Source organism: Pseudoxanthomonas sp. SE1, assembly GCF_029542205.1.
Classification (GTDB): Bacteria; Pseudomonadota; Gammaproteobacteria; order Xanthomonadales; family Xanthomonadaceae; genus Pseudoxanthomonas_A.
In genome coordinates this window covers 1,443,813-1,461,469 of the sequence record NZ_CP113783.1, presented here as the reverse complement: position 1 = coordinate 1,461,469, position 17,657 = coordinate 1,443,813, and the positions used below count along the sequence as shown (strand labels likewise).

Sequence of the window (17,657 nt, the reverse complement as noted above, 5' to 3'; positions counted from 1 at the left end):
CTACCCACATCCGAGCTGCGTGGCCTGGTCGCAAGTGTATGGGGAGGCGGCCGCCTGGTCCTCGGCGTCCGCGTGGAACGTCAACTTCAACAACGGCAACGTCAACAACAACCACCGCAACAACAACGGGTTCGCGTTGGCCGTGCGCCGCGTCGGTGAGTTTCAAGGGGAACGGAAGCCCTCGCTGCTGCAGGGGCTGTACTACGCATGGAAGCGCGCACGCCGGCAGAAGGTGCCCAGCCAAAACCAGCTGCGCTTCGATGACCGGTGGATGGGCGGGCTGCTCCAGATCGAACGCGAGATCCTCACGGGCACATGGTCGCCACGCCCATCCACCTGCTTCATCGCCACACGCCCGAAGGCGCGCGAGATCCACGCGCCGGACTTCGCTGATCGCGTCGTGCACCACTGGCTGGTGCCGGAGTTGGAGGCGATCTACGAACCGCGTTTCATCCATGACAGCTTCGCCAACCGGCGCGGCAAGGGCACGCACGCGGCGGTGCGGCGGGCGCAGGCCTTCGCCCGGCAGGTGCACAGCGGCCAGGGCGGCGGCTACTACCTGCAGCTGGACATCCACAACTTCTTCAACAGCATCCACCGCCCGACCTTGTGGCGCATGCTCAAGCCGCGCCTGCAGCGCGCCGGCCTGCCCGATCAAGCGCTGCGCGTGACCCATGCGTTGCTGCGCCACGACCCGGGCAAGGCGGGCGTGCAGGTGCGTGCGACAGCCGACGAGCTGGCGCAGGTGCCGCCCCACAAGCGGCTCGCCAATGCGCGGCCGGGCTGCGGCCTGCCCATCGGCAATCTGTCGTCCCAGTTCTTCGCCAACGTGTACCTGGACGCACTGGACCAGTTCGCCAAGCACGTGCTCAAGGCCAAGCGCTACCTGCGTTACGTCGACGACTTCGTGCTCTTCCACCACGACCGTGAGCAGTTGGAGCGCTGGCAGGCGCAGATCGTGGAGTTCCTCGCCACCGAGCTGCGGCTCTCACTCAAGCCGGAGATCCGCCTGCGCCGCCTGACCGATGGTCTGGACTTCCTGGGCTACGTGATCTACCCCACGCACACGCTGGCGCGACCGCGCGTCATCGCGCACCTGCGCAAGGCGCTGGCCGAGTGGGAAGGCGTCCACGTCGCCGGCGGCCGCATCCGCGCCACTCCCAACGATCTCGCCCGCATCCGCTGCGTGGTGTCCAGCTACGCCGGGCACCTGCAGCACGCCAACACCCACCGCCTGCGCGCGGCCATCCGCCGACGCTTCGCCTGGCTTCGTACCGCCGCGGCACCGCGCCGCTTCCATCACCGCCTGTCTGCCAGGCGCATCACTCTGAGGATCCGCACCGCATGACCAACATCCAGACCATTCCGCTGGCGCAGCTGCGCCTGTCCCCCCGCAACGTGCGCAAGACCGGCGCAACCGCCGTTGACGAGCTGGCCGCCAGCATCGCGGCCGAGGGCGTGCTCAACAACCTGGTCGTGACCGCAGCCAACGACGGCCTGTTCGAAGTCGAGGACGGCGGCCGCCGCCTGCAGGCGCTCCAGCTGCTGCAGAACGAGGGTCGCCTGACTGATGCACTCAGCAATGTGCCGTGCCACGTAGTCGAAGCCGAGCGCGGTACCGAGGCGGGCCTGACAGCCAACCTGATGCGCCAAGCCATGCACCCGGCCGACGAGTTCGTCGCCTTCCAGCAGCTGGTCACCGAGGGCAAGGCGATCGGCGAGATCGCCGTGCGCTTCGGCAAGACAGCGCGCCACATCGAGCAGCGCCTGCGCCTGGCCAACGTGCGCCCCGACCTGTTCGAGATCTACCGCGCCGGCGGCATGAACATCGACCAGCTGACAGCCCTGGCCACCACCGACAACCACGAGCTGCAGCGCCAAGCGTGGGAGACGGCGCGCGGCGAGTACGAGCGCTCGCCCACCCACCTGCGTGACTTCATCACGCGCGAGTCGGTGCGCAGCGACAGCCCGCTGCCGCAGTTCGTCAGCCTGGACGCCTACGAGCAGGCAGGAGGCCGCGTTCGAACGGATCTGTTCTCCGAGCACGTGTACCTGCTCGACCTGCCCTTGCTGGACTCCCTTGCCCTGGATCGTCTCGAGGCGATTGCAGAGCAGCTGCGTGCAGACGGATGGGCATGGGTCGAGGCCCGCGTGAGCATGAGCCACCAGGAGCGCCATGCGTTCGGCGACCACGCGCGCCACTATTCGGCCAAGGGTGACGACCAGTTCGCGTCGCCGCAGGACGAGGCGCGCCACGCCGAGATCTCCGCCAGGCTGGATGCGATCGACGACATCGATGTGGACGAGCTGGACCTGGACGCCCAGCGCGACCTGCAGGACGAGCAGGATCGTCTGTACGAGGAGCGCGATGTCATCGACGCCCGCTGCATCGCCTCGTATCCGGCCGACGTGAAGGCTGAGTCCGGCGTGCTCGTCTACCTGAGCGATGGCGGCAACCTGGAATACCAGTGGGCGAAACTCCGCCCGTCGCCGAGGACAGCGAGTGCAGGCGCCACCCCGAGCGAAGAGCCGAGGGCTCCCAAGCCGGCGAAGAAGCCCGAACTGTCCGAGGCAATGCGCGTAACGCTCTCGGCACACCGGAGTGCGGCCGCGGCGATGCAGCTGGCCAAGGATTCGACCCTGGCGCACTGCGTGCTGCTGGAGCGTCTGCTGATGTCGCACTGGCCCAACAGCTACGGCAACAACGGGCTGCACCTGTCGTTCGGCAACAGCGGCCCGCGTACCGAGGCCGACATCCACAAGGCCGTCAGCGCCGCCATCGCGGAGCGCCTGCAGATCATCAAGCAGGTTCCCCGCAAGGACACGCTCGCGTTCCTGCTGCGGCAGACCGATGCATGGCGTCTCGACCTGCAGGCCGCGCTGGTGGTCGCCCACTTCGACGGCGGGACCGGCAGCGATCGCGGCCACGACGGCGTCGACGCGATCCACCAGGTGACCGACTTCAACATGGCCGACCACTGGTCACCTGAGGTGGACAACTTCGCCGGCCGGATCCATGCCGACCTGCTTACCCAGGCGGTCACCGAGGCCAAGGGGGAGGAAGCAGCGGCCACGCTGCTCGGCCTGAAGAAGGACGAACGCGCTGCGCTGGGCGCGAAGCTGCTGGCCGGCACCGGCTGGCTGCCGAAGCTGCTGCGCGGCCCGTCGTACGGCAATAAGCTCGAGCAGACCAACGCGCAGGACGAGCCCGCCGCCAAGCCCAAGAAGGCCGCGAAGAAGGCGGCCGCCAAAAAGACACCGGCGAAGAAGACCCCTGCCAAGAAGTCGCCCGCCAAGAAAGCGGCCAAGAAGGCAGCGGCACCGAAGGCCAAGCCGGCAAAGAAGAAGCCGTAGCGCGCCGTGGACGCCTTCCGCCCCACCCTCACGGGCCTCGTGCCCGCCTTCCACCCAGAGGCGCCGCCGCCGGCGCCTCTCACGCAGGAGACCATCGACGTGGCCACCACCCAGACCAATGCCGAACGGATCGTCGCCATCCTTCGCGATGCAGGCGGCAGCATGCCCGGCGCCGACTTGCGCGCCGCCCTGGCCGACCTCGATCAGCCCGAGCGCGCAAAGGCCGTCGGCATGCTGCGCAACCAGGGCAGGCTTCGCTCCGAAGGATCCACCCTCCAGATCACCTACCACCTCGGGGCGCGAAGGGGGGGAAAGCGGGCAGAGCGTTCGGCCGCGATACCCGATCGCGGCCCACGTCACGCGGCGGCCGCGCCTGCAGGGGTTGCAGATGACGCGGCTACGGCAACCCTGAGTCTTGAGCTGCAGTTCCTGGCCTGCCTCGAGCAGATCGCGGATGACCCCGACTTCGCGGTCCTGCCCGATTCGGCGAAGCTGCGCGCCGCGGAATGGCTGGTCAGCCGCCTGCGAGACGCTCTCTGACGTGATCGGCCCCGTTCTCGAGTTCTCCGACCTGCAGCAGATCAGCGGCTACACCCGGCGCGCTGACGTGGAGCAGTGGGCAGAGAAGGCGGGCGTGCCAGTCAAGCCCTGTCGTGGCGGCGTCTGGACTACCCTAGATGCGCTGAACCGTGCCCTTGGCCTATCGCCTGCAAACGAAGACCCCCACAGCCCTTACCCACCGGACATCATCTGATCATGAGCAACTGGCATCCCAGGACACAGTTGGTCCGCTTGGCGCAAATCGACATTGAACGCGCCGTGCTTGAGGTGGCCGAACGCAACGGCCTCACCTATGTCGAAACGATGCAGGGCTTGGCGCGTGCCATGGAGTCATTCTCCAAGCATGCATTGCGCAGCGAGCGCCACCCGGATGATCCCGACAAAGGTGCGGACGAACCGTGAGTCCACGCGGCCGCGAGCGCAAATTCAACCCCACCATCCCGGCGCACATCGACCAGAAAGCGCTGCCAGCCGGCGTGTACTGGGATGCGTCTGGCCGCGGCCGCTGGTACGTGTTCATCCAGAAGGAAGGCCGGCCCGCCCGCGAAACTATCGCCGGTCCCACGGCCAAGCTGTCGGACCTGCACCGCCTGGTCGAGGAAGGCAAAGGCGGACCCACCCACGGCACGATCGCCTGGATGCTGGCCGCCTTTCATGACAGCACCAAGTTCAAGACGCTGGCCAAGGCCACCCAGCGCGACTACACCGTGTGCCGGAAGATCATCGAGGAGTTCCCCATCACAGGTGGCGGCAAGTTCGGCACCCTCATGGCTGGCCGGCTCACCCAGACCAACGTGCAGCGCCTGGTCGAGAAGATCGTCCGCCAAGGTCACCCGTCCAAGGCCAACCACGTGCTGCGGTATCTGCGCCGGGTCTACAAATGGGCCGGCCCGCACCTGGGACTGAAGGAGAACCCCGCCAAGGGCATCGAGCAGGCCCAGGAGCGTAGGCGCCGCCGCCTCCCGCCACAGACCGTCTACGACGCCGTGCTGGCCTTCTCACGCGATCGCGGCGCCCTGAAGCCCCACACGAAGGGCTCCCAGCCGCCGTACCTCTGGATGGTGGCCGAGCTCAGCTACCTGTGCCGCCTGCGCGGCATCGAGACCAACACGCTCGTGGAAGCCCAGGGCGAGGCAGAGGGCCTGCGCACCGATCGCCGCAAGGGCAGCCGCAACAACATCGTGGAGTGGTCCCCTCGGCTGCGCGCGGCGTGGGACGCGGCGCTGGCACACCGGCGTGGCGTGATCGCCCGCCGCGGCCAACCGGAGCAGCTGCGCCCGGAGAATCGCTTCGTGTTCCTGTCCGAGGATGGCGAGCCGCTGACGAAGGACGGCTTGGACAGCGCCTGGCAGCGCCTGATCCTGAAGGCGATTGAGGCCGGCGTTATCACCGAAGAGCAACGCTTCAGCCTGCACGACCTCAAGCGCAAGGGCGTCACCGACACCAAGGGCACCAAGCGCGACAAGCAAGATGCCGCCGGCCTGACCGAGCCGATGATGAACGTCTACGACCTGAGCGTGCCGCTGGTTAAGCCAGCGGACGCCCCCTGACTAACCTGCAAGGGCCGCGATCATTGGCCCTAGACTCACCAAATAGGGAGCCAACTTGTTCTTGACCTCGTCAGCTAGAAGCGTGCCCGTAGCGTTCTCCATTATCGACCTCAGAGACTCCAGGCAGGCTCGCACAACGCCCTCTTTCGGCTTGCCGGAGTTGATCTGCGCCAACACCGTCTGGGCGTCCGCCTGAGCCTCGGCGGCCGCTGGTCCAAGCTCGTTCACGCGTCCAAGGACTTCCACCATGAGTGCCGACAGCGTCTGGAAGTCTGGCCCCAGATCCATCGCTTGATCACCATCGCCACCCTGCTGGATATGCGGCTGCAACATCACGCCATGGTTGATGAGCGTGTTTGTGATGTGGGGCGCAGCCCGTCGTTCCTTGCTAGAGAACGTCAAACCGTCACCCGCTACGCCGCTGGCCTCCAGCTTCAGGGCCCAATCAAGAACGATGGACCTGCTGCGCTGAAGGCTTTGGACTACCGCGGATTTGGTGACGAACTGCGCGAAAGTCACGTCGCTCTCGGCGCTGAACATCTTCCTGAGCAATTGCTGCTGGCCAGGGCCAGGGATCACCTGAACCATCCCCGCTCCGGAGGTCGAGATAAGGTCCTCCATCTCGGCAACGCCTTCGCTGAACTTGGTCACCAGAAGGAACCCCAGGTCATCCGTGGAGATCGGGGCCACCTCCCAACCTGAGTATGGCGTTCTCGCCTTAAGTTGCCCCCGCAGCTTTCGGTGGTCTGGGAGATCTGATCCCTGATAGCCGTTGAGCTCCTTGGACGCGAACTCCACCATTGAGGCATCGCCCAACCGCGTCGCCGCAATTAGTGCCTTGTTGAGCAGCTCAGTCGTGCTGCTATCGAGTCCGGCCGAAATAATGTCGGTAATCAGTCCCATGCCCCAGTCTCCTTACGCCCCGTGAAACATAGTAGGGCAACTCGACTTTTACGGAAGATCTTTACGGAGGCAAAGAAAAAGGGGTCACGCTTTTGGCGTAACCCCTTGTTCTATTTGGTGGGCCGTCAAGGATTCGAACCTTGGACCTATTGATTAAGAGTCAACTGCTCTACCAACTGAGCTAACGGCCCCGAAAAACTGGCTGCGTAGTGTAACCGCATCTTCTTTTTCTGTGAACCCCCGCAGTGCGGAGATCCTCGATCAGTGGGGTGCCGTACCCGGCGCCCTATTAACCAAACGGCTCGCGGCAAGTCTACCCCAAGCCGCATGGTCAACGGAACTACGGCGTGCTGCTAGGGCCCGTGTGCAGCGTATCCAGTAGAGACGGCAAGCGGGTCGACACGCGCCCGAGCCCGCTCAATGAGAGGTTCCACAAGCACCCCGACCGCCTGACGCTCCGAGTCGGTGAAGCGAGCCCAGGCGTGCACCAGGCGACTGAGTGCGGCCGGCACGCCGTCTTCCGGCGCGGGGTCAAATTCGGCGCATGCGCCGGCTTCTATTCGAAAGGCCGCGAGCCGCTCAGCGCTCAGGTCATCCGCCAACCCCTTCAGATCGAGCAGCCCAGGAACACCATGGCCACCAATCAGCTGAAAGGATCCCACCCCCTCCCGGTAGATCGTTTGCATCTGGTCCCGCGTCAGCTTCACCAGCTGGCCAACGTTTTCCGGGGAGCCGATGGCCAGAACCGCCGCCGTTCGCTCGCCCACCGGACCACAGATCACTTCTACGGCGAAGTAATCGATGCGCGCCGCCTTGTCGATAAAGCACGCGGGCTGCGTCAGTACCACCGCGCACGCATCACCATCCGAAAGCACATGGATGCGCCAGCCAGGTTCATCGGTAACGCGGATCTCGACTTCTTCGGCCGTCGCCGCGTCGCTGGTGGTGGCCGTGTAGAGGTACGCGGGACAGTTCGCGCCCAGCAGCCAGGACAAGCTGACGTTTTCGGTGCGCATCATCTTTGAGAGCGTTTCGTAGGTCGGAGGGATCCCCTCCCGAAACATGCGGGTCATGGTCCCGGACGGGATCTTTAAGGCCGTCGCCCAGGGGGTCATCCGGCGCGGGCCTAGCAACAGTTTCAGCCGTGTGGGAAAGGCGTCCGCTGCGGATGGTGGGTTCATACGCAAATATCCGAATAAAAATGGTTGACACAGTTCGGATATGCGAGTAGCTTCCGTCCCTGTTACGCAAATATCCGAACAATTCGGAACTTTTCAGACATGACAAACGGTCGCAGTGTGCCACAGCGCAAACCCAAGAGCGTCAAAGAATCGACGGCCAAGGCGTCGATCCTGGTCCCTACCCGCTTTCTTCGGAAAGTCGAACGAATGGCCCAACAGGAAGGCCGCAGCTTTTCGAAGCAAGCGGTGATGCTGATGGAACGCGGCTACGAAGCCGCACAAGGCCAAGCCGCATAGACATTCGCGCGTCGCCCCTCCCCAGGGACGCGTGACGGCTGACGCCTGCCCCCCAGGCGTCAGCCAGTAGGCCGGTGCAGCGGCCTATCCGATCGGGCACCCCCTGCCCCTGTTCGGAAAACTTCGGACTGCACGTTTCAAGTGCCCGCCGCGAGCGTTGCCGCGCGAATGGTGGGAGTTGGTCCGGGCGGGATTGCCGTCCCGCCCGGACCGGTGAGGGCTCGGCTTGTCGACCATTGTCCCTCGCGGTGATTGTAACCATGCCGCGGGTCATGCTCCCCGAGCCCCTCGCTTTTCAACAGTGAAAAGTGGCTGAGGGTTCACATGACAACCGAAGATGAGTTGTTCGGTCCGCTGGACGTTGCTGTCTACGCGACCGTGCACGAGTTCAGCGACGCCCGCGCACGAAAGCGCGGTGCCGTCGCCCTGGCGCCACGCATTGGCATGCCAGCCGGCACGCTCAGCAACAAGGCCAATCCGACCATGCCCGACCACAAGTTGGGCTTGGCCGAAGCCGTGGCCATCATGCTGACCACCGACGATTTCCGGATCCTGCACGCGGTCAATCAGTTGACCGGTCACTGCAGCTACCGCCTTCCCCTTCATGCGGACGCCGGTGACGTCGAAATTCTGGACGCCTACGCCGCGGCGCACGAAATGACGGGCGAGAAAGCGGCAGCGATCCGCGAGGCGTTGCGCGATGGCCGGGTGACCCCTGAAGAGATCGCCCAGGTGCGCGCGTGCTTCGACAAAGAAGTGCGTGCCGGATTGGAATTGATGTCGCGGCTGGAGGCGCTCGCCCAATGAGCCGCACAGTCCGCCATGCCGCCCCGGCCAATCTGCTGAAAAAAGGCTTCACCCACGCCACTGAAACGGCTCCCCTGAACGTCGACTTCCGCGTGAAGGGCGCCGGCACGAAGTTGGCGCTGCTGTTCCGCGAAGAACTGCTGCAACGCCTGGCCAACAAAGCCGCCCAGGCAAAGGCGGGTGCGCCGTGAGCGACCGCATCCAGCCCATCAGCACGCTGACCGTTTATCTGTCTTCCCATCCGGATACGCCGGTGCACGGCTTCCGTGACGACAACGGCGACCTGCACGTGGGCCAGTACTTCGGGGATGGATCCCGCGTCCTGGACCCGGAAGAGATCCACCGCACCGCCGGCGAACGCGCGGTGGAGGAATACAAGCCGCTACCCATCAGCCGGGAACAACTGCAGCAGGAGAACCGCGTGATGGCGCTGTGCGTCTTGATCGCGCTGATCGCCTTCGGGTTGCGTTGTGGGCTGTTCGAACGCGCCAGCCAATTCATCACTGCGGCGCCGTCGGCCGCATCGTCCATCCGGGGGTAACTATCGTGAACACCTTCCTGACCGCCGCCGCGCCGCGTGCGGTCTTCGAACGCTACCTGACGCGTTCCGAGGAAAAGCGCCTGCTGGCGCACATCGGCCGGCATGCCGGCATGTATGCCAAGCGTGACCACGCTTGGATCCGCCTGATCCGCCACTGCGGCCTGCGCCTGGGCAGCCTGCGCGGTCTGACAGTCGGCGACGCCCGCACCGCGCTGCGCACGCGCCGCATCCATGCCGGCGACGATCACGCCAAGGGTGGCCGCGGCTACGACACGCCGCTGAATTCCGGCGCCGAACAGGCCCTGCGCGATCTGCTGGCTGTACGTCGTGCGATGCGCTGCCCGGATGACGATGACGCACCCCTGATCTGCAGCCGGCTGGGCAGGGCCATGTCTGAACGGTCCTTCCAGCACCGCCTGCAGGCGTGGCGCCAGTCCGCCGGCCTGCAGGTGGAAGTCAGCCCGCACTGGCTGCGCCACACCTACGCCCAGCGGGTCATCGCCACCACCGAAGCCCGCGACCCGCTAGCCGTCGTCCAGGTCCTGCTGGGCCATGCGAGCCGCGCCAGTACCACCGTCTACACCCTGCCCACGCGCGAAGACATCGAACGCGCCGCCGAGGAAGCCTGCCGATGATGCAACAGCTGAACACCGTCGCCCTTGTCGCCATCGCCATCATCGTGGTGATGCTCTACGCCAGCATCGGGTCCTTCGTCCTGATGGTGATGGACGCCAACGGCCGCTACCACGCTGTGATGAAGCGCTGGGCGCAGTGGCAGGAATACGCCGCGGTGATCTTCTGGCCGCTGGTGGTGCTGTACGTGCTGCGGAGGGCCGAACGCCGTGGCCGTCCCTTCTAGCAATCGCTGCCTGACCGCCCCGATGGCGCGCCCGCAGCCGGCGCGCGAACTGGACGACGGCGATCGCCGTTTCCTGGAAACCGTCGACCGCCAGGTGCCGGCATCCGCGCTCAGCCAGGCCGACAAAAACGCGGTGTGGCGCGAAATCAAAGCGCACCACCCCGACCGCGTTGCCTTTTTCGAAGACCCCCAGGTGAAGGCCCTGCTGGCTGCCGGCGCTGTGCCGTGCTTCCCGCCGGAACTGGTCCTGGCCGCCCGCAAGAACGCATCCACGAGGTAACTATGAGCACGCACGCATCACCCCCGCCTTCCTTCCCCAGCACGCCACCGAAGACGCTGGAGGGCATCAAGAAGCTGGCCAAGAAGATCAAAAAGGCCCGGGAAATCACCCACACCGCCGCACTGCATGAAGCGGCGAAGGTATCCGGCTACGACAACTATCAGCATGCCCTTAACGTCCTGGGCAAGGCGGTGCGCGCATGACCCTGGACGATGTCGTGACCTGTGCAAGGTTCGCACGCCAGAACGATGGCACCGGCCCGCTCAGCACCGGCGAAAGCCTGATCGCCGCCGTGGTCCTGAATCGCGCCGACTGGCTGCAGAACATGGGCTACACGATCCTGGAAGCCCTGGTGCGCATCGGTTCGGATGCCAAGCACCTGGTGCAGGCCGAACGCATCGTGCGGGGGGACGGCTGACATGGCCACCATTCCTTCCGATGCCTACCCCCTGACGTGGCCGGCGCATGTCATGCGCACGCCGCCGGCGGAACGCAAGCGCGCGAAGTTTGGCAAGCGCGAGCCGGGCACGAACTGGTCATCGCTGCGCCAGGTGACCATCAGCAACGCCACCGCGCGCCTGATGGCCGAGATCAGCGCGTTCACCCGCGCCGGCAAGCCCTGGCGCATCGACCCGAAGCTGGTGGTGATCAGCAGCGACATGCAGCTTCGCCGCGACGGCCTGCCCTACAGCGGCCGCGGCTTGCCCACGGATCCCGGCGTGGCCGTCTACTTCGAACTGGACGGTGTGCCGCACTGCATGCCGTGCGACCGCTGGGACCGCATGCCGGACAACCTGGCCGCGATCGCGGCGCACATCGGCGCGCTGCGCGCCATAGAGCGCTGGGGCGTCGGCGACATTCGCCAGGCCTTCGCCGGCTTCGTGGCCCTGCCCGCGCCTAGCGCGCACGCTACGGCTCACTGGACCGACGTGCTGGGCGTCCCCGCGGACGCCGACCTGGCCACGATCCAGGACGCGCACCGTCGCCTTCGCAGCACCTTCCACCCTGACCGGTTGACCGGCGACGCCGAGCGCTTCCACCAGGTCAATCAGGCCTTCGAACAGGCCCGGGCGGGGTTCCGCTGATGGCCGGGCCCATCGTCACCGTCGACGTGCCCATGCCGGCCCACCTGGCGCCGCACCTGCCGGCGGATCCGCGCGGGCTGATCGCCTTGGCCAGCTTCTTCGACGCGCAAGGTTACGCCCGCCTGGCCAGCTATCTGCGCAGCTGCGCCGACCACATCGCCATGGGCGCGGCCCCTCCTGTCACCGCGGCAGTCCTCAACGCCGAGGGTTACCACGCGCGGGGGGCCACGGGCGTCCGGGTCTACCTGGGCGGCGACCAGGACCAGGTCCACGCCATCCGCCTGGGCGAGTCCTACGCCCTGATCCACATCCCCCGTCCCGAGCCCCAGGAGGCCGGAAATGCGCACGGAGAGTAGCCGCCCCATGCAGTCCACCCTGTTCGGCGCCGCAGAGCCGGCGCGCCGCCAGAGCGCGCACAGCGCGTTCCCGGCACCCGCTGGCCACGCCGCCCCGCCAGGCAGCGGCCCGGCCGGCGAAACCTGCAGCACCTGCGACCACTGCCGCGTGCGCACGGTGCGCAGCAAGGGCCGCGATCGCCGGTTCTACAAGTGCGCCCTGATGACCCGCGCCTGGTCCGACAGTCGCGCGACCGACGTGCTGGCGAGCTCGCCCGCCTGCCGGATGTTCAAACCCGGCGAACCGCACGCGACCACGGTGCAAAACATCCGCCACCACGACGGGGACGCCTGACCATGGAACAAGCCCTGGAAATCACCGAACGCCTGGCGCAGACGCGCAACACGGTGCGCGCGCACCTGCGCGAGAACTACGCCGCGAAGATGGCCGACATGGGCGGCGTCATCCGCCGTGTGTCCGAGAAAACCGGCCTGTCCCTGCTGGCGACCGGCACCGAAATCGCCAAGCACGCCGACGAAGCGGGCGAAGGCTACACCGCCATGCTGCTGCTGGCCGCTACGGTCGAACTGGTGGACCCAACGCCGGCGCCGGCCGCCCAGGTACACGCGTGAGCGCCCGCCGCTGTCGCGTCTGCGGCTGCACAGATAGTCGCGCCTGCTGGGGTGGCTGCTGGTGGGTTGCAGAAGATCTCTGCAGCACTTGCCAGACGGAACTTCCGATCCTGTTCAATACCGAAATGGTGCGCAGGATCCAGAGCGGACTGAAAACCCAGACGCGCCGCCGCATCAAGTTCGTGGAGGAAGACGGACAGCAGCGCCTTATGCAGTTGGAGCGTCACCGCCGGCGCGCGGGCCCTGTCGGCCACCTGGTCAACTATGGCAATGCAGTCACCAGCGGCGCGGACACGGGCCGCCAGCACAACCCAACGCTGTACGCCGGCGACACTGGCTGGTGGCCCTGGTGTCCCTATGGCGGGCCCGGCGGCCAGCTTTGGGTGAAAGAGACCTTCCGCATTCGCGGCGGCCGGCGCCACCCGCTGAGCAGCTACGAAAAGCACGATGTTCAGTATCGCGCCGATCGGGACGAGACCTACATCGATAAGTACGAATCGCCGCTACACATGCCGAAAGCGCTTTCGCGCTTCACGCTGGAAATTACAGAGGTGCGCGTGCAGCGGCTGCTAGACATCAGCGACGCCGACTGCATGGCCGAGGGCGTGCGCCCCACCGTCGACGGCACCGCCGCCGACTGGCGCCACGACGAAACAGGCGCGCGCCGCACGTTCCGCCAGCTGTGGCAATCGATCAATGGCCCCGCTTCCTGGGATGCAAACCCGTGGGTATGGGCGATCACTTTCAAGAAGGTTTCCGGATGACCACCGACAGCATCATCACCGTGCGCACCAATGCGCCGGACATCGTGGCGCGCATCTTCTTCGCCGGCACCGTCGTGGTGGTCGGTACCGCCCACGCGCCCAACGAAAGCACGAAGCCTGTCGACCTGACGGCGTTCGCTTGCCCGCCCGACAAGATCAAGTTCAGCGATCGCAGCCTGCTGCTGGACGGCAACCACGTCTACCTCCCCGCCGATTCGCTGGGCCGCGCTGTGGCCTTCCTGCGCGAACACGGCATCAACGCAGGGCGCTGGGTATGCGACTGACGCGCCGCCGCCGCAAGAGGTTCACGCCCCGCACGCTGCCCGAAAAGCTGTTGTAGCGCGTAACCCGACGCCGCCAGGGGGCGGTTTTCTCCACCGGCACAGCCGCCGGTGGACGGCTTCACTTCGGGGAACAGCATGGAATTCAAAGATCAACTGAAGCGGCACATCGACCGCTTGAATCAGGTCATCAACCTGGAAGACGTGGCCACGCGCCACGGACTGAAACGCCCAGGCGGTTCGAAGGGCAACTGGTGCGCACCGCACCACGCAGACAAGAACCCGTCCCTGTCCATCTATCAGAAACAGGGCAAGTGGCTGTTCAAGGATTTCAGCGCATCCGCCAGCGACAACGGCGCGTCGGGCGATGCCATCGCCTTCCTGCAGTACATCGGCGCCGCTTCGACGCCGGTGGAGGCTGTGAAGCTGCTGGGCGACGACTACGGCCTGCCGTTCGAACCCGAACGCGAGCAGCAGGCGCCGCGCGAGCGCAGTCAGATGGAATGGATGTCGGACGAAGTGCTGAAGGCACCGGATCCGGCCGTGGAGTACCTGACCGGCCGCGGTGTGCCCCAAGAGACGGTGCGCCAGGCCATCAGGCTGAAGGCGTTGGGCTTCAGCACCTGGACAAGCACCAGGCAGGAACCCAACACGGTCGGCCATGGCGGCCCGGCCGTCGCCTTCATCTGCCGGGACCTGGCCACGAACCTGCCGATGGCCGTGGATAAGCGGTTCATCGATCCAGGCCTGAACGGTGACGTGAAGACGCAGACCCATGGCGAGAAGGCCGGCTATCCGTGGGTGATGAGCCGCGGCAACCTGTCGTCGGCGCGCACGGTGTACGTGGTGGAAAGCGCGATCAATGCGCTGTGCGTGGAGGCCTGCAAGATGCCATTCACCGCAGCGCTGGCCGTGCGAGGTACCGGCAACGTCCCGAACATCGACTGGCGCCTGCTGATCGGCAAGCGGGTGATCCTCGCCTTCGATGCCGACAAGCCCAACGACAAGGGCGAGCGCCCCGGCGACATGGCCGCGTGGGCCGCATACGAAGCGCTGGTGGCGCTGAACGTCGCGGTGCAGATGGTCGACACATCCACGTGGTACGGCGACGAATGCAACGACGTGGCCGACATCGCCAGCAAGTTCGGCATCGAGACGCTGAAGGAACGTCTGCAGGTCATCGAGCCCTGGGCCATCGCCGGCCTGCCTGGCAAGGATGGCCCCGGCGGCAAGTCCCGTGTTTTCCTGCCGCCGCACGACTTTTCCATCTATTGGCGCTACCGCTGCAAACCGGACTTCACCACCTACGTGGACAAGGTGGAAGAGGATCCGGACGGCGGCCAGGACAAGATGAAGTTCAGCGACGTGGCAGGCTTCCGCGTCGCCTCGCTGTCCCGCGTCACCATCGCCAGCGCCACCAGCACGATGACCGGCGAGGTCGACGCCATGCCGGCGACCGTGTTCGCTGTCAGCGTGCAGACCGCGCGCCACGGCCAGCGACTGCAGCGCCGCGTGCTGGAGGACGAACGCCTGCACAACGTCGACCAGTGGAAGAAGCTGGGCCCGATCTACCACCAGCAGAAGTTCAGCCGCCTGCTGAACATCCTGGAGCGCACCGCCGACTGCGGCGCCCGCGATGCGGTCAACTTCGTGGGTCTGGCCTGGCGCGACGGCAAGCCGATCGTGAACGAAGGCCCGGATTGCTACTTCACCGAACCGGACAAGCAGTGCCCCTATCACCTGCTGACCTTCAACAGCGGCCGCCGCGAGGATGCCGCCAAGATCATCACCGCCTACCAGGAGACCTACGGCAAAAACGCCATGACGCAGGCGCTGGTGTGGGCGCTGGGTGGCCACCTGAAGGCCTTCACCGGCTTCTGGCCGCACATGGTGATGCAGGCCGACAAGGGCAGCGGCAAGTCGACGCAGATCAAACGCCTGGAACGCACCCTGTCCTTCACCATGTTTTCGGGCCAGTCGTTGCAGACCGAATTCCGCCTGATCACCAGCATCAGCGGCACCAGCCACGTGGTGGGCTGGGAAGAACTGTCCGCACGTAAGCAGGACATCATCGACAAGGCGGTGGCCATCCTGCAGGAGAGCTATCAGCATTCGGTGACGCGCCGCGGTTCGGACATGACCGAATACCTGCTGTGCGCCCCGGTGCTGCTGGCCGGCGAAGACGTCCCGGTGCGTGCCCTGACCGGCAAGGTGGTGCGCTGCAGCCTGCACGCCGCCCACATGGGCAAGCTGCCGTCCGATTCGCTGCCGCGCTTCCCCATGCGCCAGTGGCTGGACTTCCTTGCCACCCTGCGCCGCGAGCGCGTGGAGGAAGTGCAGGAGGCCTCGCGCACCTGGCTGATGCAGGCGTTCCGGGCAGCGCCCAGCGACACCGGCGCCAAGCGCATGCTGACGAACTACGCCGCGGTGCTGACAGCCTGGGCCCTGCTGTGCGAGTTCGCCGGTATCTCACGCGGCACCGGCAACTTCCCGCAGGACCTGCGCGCCGAAATGAACGCGCACATCAAGGAAACCGAAGCCGAGCGCGACCCCTTCGTGCAGATCCTGGAAGTGCTGGCCAGCGAAATAGAGAACCGCGAATTCAAGTTCCCGTGGAAGGTGGACGCGGTCGACGGCAAGGCCGCGCTGCTGGTGCGCCCGAAGGACGTCATGTCCCACATCCAGACATCGATGCGCCTGCGCGATATCTGGAACAGCCTGACGGTGAAGACGGCCCGCGTCTTCGCCAGCCAGCTGGAGAAAGCGGACCTGGTGGTGAAGTCGGGCCTGGACAAGATCATTCACGGGCGCCGCACGGGCCACCTGTACGCACTGGACATGGTCCGCCTTCAGGAGCTTGGCGTTTACGTGTCGATCAGCGAGGAAACCGACCAGTCGCTGGGCAACCAGGGCGTGGTCCTGCCGGCGGCAAACGATGGCTGACGGCGGCGGCCAGCACCCGATCTGCGCGGTAACCGGGAAGCGCATTTTCAAGCGCCACCAGGCCGCCGCGAAGGCTGTCGGGAAGATGCAGAAGACGGCACGCGGCGCCGCCGCGACGCCCAACAGCATCTACCAGTGCGACCACTGCGGCCGCTGGCACCTGACCAGCTACAGCCCCGAACTGACCCGCGCCATCCAGCACGACCGGCGCGAACGCAAGAAGACGTCCAGGAAACGCCGGAGGCCATCGACATGACCGCATCGAAAGGGATCCTGGCGCCGCGCAGGCGCTGGACCGCCGACGAAGACGAAACGCTGCGCATCAACTTCCCCCACTTCCCTGCCTTCCTGGTCGCCTATGTACTCGGCCGGACGAAGTTCCAGGTCTACAACCGGGCACACGCGCTGCGCCTGCAGAAATCGCCGGACTACACGAAGCATCCGCTGGCGCACCTGTGGAACGGCACGGAACACCCCAACACCGTCGCCAACCGGATCAAGCCGGGCAACGTCCCTGCAAACAAGGGAAAGCGTCGGCCTGGCTGGGCAGTGGGCCGCATGGCCGAAACGCAGTTCAAGAAGGGCCGCCCCGCGCATCTGGCGCGCAACTACGTGCCGATCGGCACGGAGAAGTACGACCCGAAGCGCAAGGTGGTGGTGCGCAAGATCACCGATGACCCCAGCGTGTTCCCCGTGATGCGTTGGCGGCCGGTGCACGTGCTGGTTTGGGAAGCCGCCCACGGCCCTATCCCTGAAGGGCATATCTGCATCTTCAAACCCGGCATGAAGACGCTGGACGTGGCGCAGATCACCGCTGACCGGCTGGAAGTGGTGACGCTGGCCGAGAACATGCGCCGCAACACGCTGCACAACTACCCGAAAGACATCGCGCGCGCCATCCAGACGCGTGCGGTTTTGACCCGTGCCATCAACCGAACCCTGAAGGAACAATCCCAATGAGCTACGACGTCAATTCCCTGCGCCAGGACCTGGCCGAAACCATCCGCGCCCTGCGCAGCGGCGACGCCAGCATGACGGTGGAGAAAGCCAAGGCGATCAGCGAGCTAGGCCAGACCATCATCAACAGCGCCAAGGTGGAAGTGGACATGCTGCGCGCGGTCGGTACCCGCGTGATGAACCCCACCGGCTTCGTCCCGCTGGCCAGCAAGGGCGACACGCTGGATCACCAGGATGGCGAGCGGCGCCAGCAGCTGGAGGGCCCGAAGCCGCGGCCGCATATCCGCGAGCCGATGGGCGCTTCGCCCCGCGGCAGCCTGCGCTGA

The 17,657-nt window shown here is 66.0% G+C and carries 26 protein-coding genes and 1 tRNA gene; 24 read left to right on the top strand and 3 right to left on the bottom strand.

Annotated elements, in window-relative coordinates; translation table 11 throughout:
- Window positions 1-19: 19 nt before the first annotated feature.
- The 5 genes from OY559_RS06830 (at window position 20) to OY559_RS06810 (ending at window position 5,465) form a co-directional block, all read left to right on the top strand.
- Window positions 20-1,348, top strand: a complete 1,329-nt coding sequence (locus OY559_RS06830) for an RNA-directed DNA polymerase (protein WP_277729303.1) — start codon at window positions 20-22, stop codon at window positions 1,346-1,348.
- Window positions 1,345-3,354, top strand: coding sequence for a ParB/RepB/Spo0J family partition protein (locus OY559_RS06825; protein WP_277729302.1), 2,010 nt, complete (start codon window positions 1,345-1,347; stop codon window positions 3,352-3,354). Before OY559_RS06830 ends, OY559_RS06825 begins: the two co-directional genes overlap by 4 nt.
- Before the next feature lie 99 nt (window positions 3,355-3,453).
- Complete coding sequence (locus tag OY559_RS06820; RefSeq protein ID WP_277729301.1) at window positions 3,454-3,894, top strand: hypothetical protein; 441 nt, start codon at window positions 3,454-3,456, stop codon at window positions 3,892-3,894.
- A 216-nt stretch (window positions 3,895-4,110) separates the two neighbouring features.
- A complete protein-coding gene (locus OY559_RS06815; RefSeq protein WP_277729300.1) occupies window positions 4,111-4,317 on the top strand; it encodes a hypothetical protein in 207 nt (68 codons plus the stop codon).
- Window positions 4,314-5,465 carry a site-specific integrase gene (locus tag OY559_RS06810; RefSeq protein ID WP_277729299.1) on the top strand — a complete coding sequence of 384 codons (1,152 nt, stop codon included), beginning with the start codon at window positions 4,314-4,316 and terminating at the stop codon, window positions 5,463-5,465. The genes OY559_RS06815 and OY559_RS06810 overlap by 4 nt, the downstream gene beginning before the upstream one ends.
- On the opposite strand, the gene OY559_RS06805 is transcribed toward OY559_RS06810, so the two are convergent.
- From OY559_RS06805 to OY559_RS06795, 3 genes are all read right to left on the bottom strand, one after another.
- Window positions 5,466-6,368 carry an AbiTii domain-containing protein gene (locus OY559_RS06805; protein WP_277729298.1) on the bottom strand — a complete coding sequence of 301 codons (903 nt, stop codon included), beginning with the start codon at window positions 6,366-6,368 and terminating at the stop codon, window positions 5,466-5,468.
- Window positions 6,369-6,483: 115 nt separating this feature from the next.
- Window positions 6,484-6,559 (bottom strand) — tRNA-Lys (locus tag OY559_RS06800).
- Window positions 6,560-6,721: 162 nt separating this feature from the next.
- Window positions 6,722-7,441, bottom strand: coding sequence for a hypothetical protein (locus tag OY559_RS06795; RefSeq protein ID WP_277729297.1), 720 nt, complete (start codon window positions 7,439-7,441; stop codon window positions 6,722-6,724).
- 207 nt (window positions 7,442-7,648) lie between these two features.
- Here OY559_RS06795 and OY559_RS06790 point away from each other — a divergent pair, with 207 nt between their 5' ends.
- The 19 genes from OY559_RS06790 to OY559_RS06700 all read left to right on the top strand — a co-directional run bounded on the left by OY559_RS06790 (window position 7,649) and on the right by OY559_RS06700 (window position 17,657).
- Window positions 7,649-7,846, top strand: a complete 198-nt coding sequence (locus OY559_RS06790; protein ID WP_277729296.1) for a hypothetical protein — start codon at window positions 7,649-7,651, stop codon at window positions 7,844-7,846.
- A gap of 342 nt (window positions 7,847-8,188) precedes the next feature.
- Complete coding sequence (locus OY559_RS06785; protein ID WP_277729295.1) at window positions 8,189-8,653, top strand: phage regulatory CII family protein; 465 nt, start codon at window positions 8,189-8,191, stop codon at window positions 8,651-8,653.
- Window positions 8,650-8,844: a hypothetical protein gene (locus tag OY559_RS06780; RefSeq protein ID WP_277729294.1), complete on the top strand. Its 195-nt coding sequence runs from the start codon at window positions 8,650-8,652 to the stop codon at window positions 8,842-8,844. The genes OY559_RS06785 and OY559_RS06780 overlap by 4 nt, the downstream gene beginning before the upstream one ends.
- Window positions 8,841-9,194, top strand: coding sequence for a hypothetical protein (locus OY559_RS06775; protein WP_277729293.1), 354 nt, complete (start codon window positions 8,841-8,843; stop codon window positions 9,192-9,194). Before OY559_RS06780 ends, OY559_RS06775 begins: the two co-directional genes overlap by 4 nt.
- A gap of 5 nt (window positions 9,195-9,199) precedes the next feature.
- Window positions 9,200-9,829 carry a tyrosine-type recombinase/integrase gene (locus OY559_RS06770; protein ID WP_277729292.1) on the top strand — a complete coding sequence of 210 codons (630 nt, stop codon included), beginning with the start codon at window positions 9,200-9,202 and terminating at the stop codon, window positions 9,827-9,829.
- Window positions 9,826-10,053: a hypothetical protein gene (locus OY559_RS06765; protein ID WP_277729291.1), complete on the top strand. Its 228-nt coding sequence runs from the start codon at window positions 9,826-9,828 to the stop codon at window positions 10,051-10,053. The genes OY559_RS06770 and OY559_RS06765 overlap by 4 nt, the downstream gene beginning before the upstream one ends.
- A 22-nt stretch (window positions 10,054-10,075) precedes the next feature.
- On the top strand, window positions 10,076-10,333 hold the full coding sequence (locus OY559_RS06760) for a hypothetical protein (protein WP_277729290.1): 258 nt from the start codon (window positions 10,076-10,078) through the stop codon (window positions 10,331-10,333).
- Window positions 10,334-10,335: 2 nt separating this feature from the next.
- Window positions 10,336-10,536, top strand: a complete 201-nt coding sequence (locus OY559_RS06755; protein WP_277729289.1) for a hypothetical protein — start codon at window positions 10,336-10,338, stop codon at window positions 10,534-10,536.
- On the top strand, window positions 10,533-10,751 hold the full coding sequence (locus OY559_RS06750; protein WP_277729288.1) for a hypothetical protein: 219 nt from the start codon (window positions 10,533-10,535) through the stop codon (window positions 10,749-10,751). Before OY559_RS06755 ends, OY559_RS06750 begins: the two co-directional genes overlap by 4 nt.
- Window position 10,752: 1 nt before the next feature.
- Window positions 10,753-11,418, top strand: a complete 666-nt coding sequence (locus OY559_RS06745) for a J domain-containing protein (RefSeq protein WP_277729287.1) — start codon at window positions 10,753-10,755, stop codon at window positions 11,416-11,418.
- Window positions 11,418-11,774 carry a hypothetical protein gene (locus tag OY559_RS06740; protein ID WP_277729286.1) on the top strand — a complete coding sequence of 119 codons (357 nt, stop codon included), beginning with the start codon at window positions 11,418-11,420 and terminating at the stop codon, window positions 11,772-11,774. The genes OY559_RS06745 and OY559_RS06740 overlap by 1 nt, the downstream gene beginning before the upstream one ends.
- On the top strand, window positions 11,758-12,108 hold the full coding sequence (locus OY559_RS06735; RefSeq protein WP_277729285.1) for a hypothetical protein: 351 nt from the start codon (window positions 11,758-11,760) through the stop codon (window positions 12,106-12,108). The genes OY559_RS06740 and OY559_RS06735 overlap by 17 nt, the downstream gene beginning before the upstream one ends.
- 2 nt (window positions 12,109-12,110) lie before the next feature.
- Window positions 12,111-12,386 (top strand): hypothetical protein, encoded by a 276-nt coding sequence (locus tag OY559_RS06730; protein WP_277729284.1) that lies wholly within the window; start codon window positions 12,111-12,113, stop codon window positions 12,384-12,386.
- A gap of 125 nt (window positions 12,387-12,511) precedes the next feature.
- Window positions 12,512-13,150: an ASCH domain-containing protein gene (locus OY559_RS06725; RefSeq protein WP_277729283.1), complete on the top strand. Its 639-nt coding sequence runs from the start codon at window positions 12,512-12,514 to the stop codon at window positions 13,148-13,150.
- A complete protein-coding gene (locus OY559_RS06720) occupies window positions 13,147-13,434 on the top strand; it encodes a hypothetical protein (RefSeq protein ID WP_277729282.1) in 288 nt (95 codons plus the stop codon). The genes OY559_RS06725 and OY559_RS06720 overlap by 4 nt, the downstream gene beginning before the upstream one ends.
- Before the next feature lie 135 nt (window positions 13,435-13,569).
- Window positions 13,570-16,374, top strand: coding sequence for a toprim domain-containing protein (locus tag OY559_RS06715; RefSeq protein ID WP_277729281.1), 2,805 nt, complete (start codon window positions 13,570-13,572; stop codon window positions 16,372-16,374).
- Complete coding sequence (locus tag OY559_RS06710) at window positions 16,367-16,630, top strand: hypothetical protein (RefSeq protein WP_277729280.1); 264 nt, start codon at window positions 16,367-16,369, stop codon at window positions 16,628-16,630. The genes OY559_RS06715 and OY559_RS06710 overlap by 8 nt, the downstream gene beginning before the upstream one ends.
- Window positions 16,627-17,334: an HNH endonuclease family protein gene (locus tag OY559_RS06705; RefSeq protein ID WP_277729279.1), complete on the top strand. Its 708-nt coding sequence runs from the start codon at window positions 16,627-16,629 to the stop codon at window positions 17,332-17,334. The genes OY559_RS06710 and OY559_RS06705 overlap by 4 nt, the downstream gene beginning before the upstream one ends.
- Window positions 17,331-17,657 (top strand): hypothetical protein, encoded by a 327-nt coding sequence (locus OY559_RS06700; RefSeq protein ID WP_277729278.1) that lies wholly within the window; start codon window positions 17,331-17,333, stop codon window positions 17,655-17,657. Before OY559_RS06705 ends, OY559_RS06700 begins: the two co-directional genes overlap by 4 nt.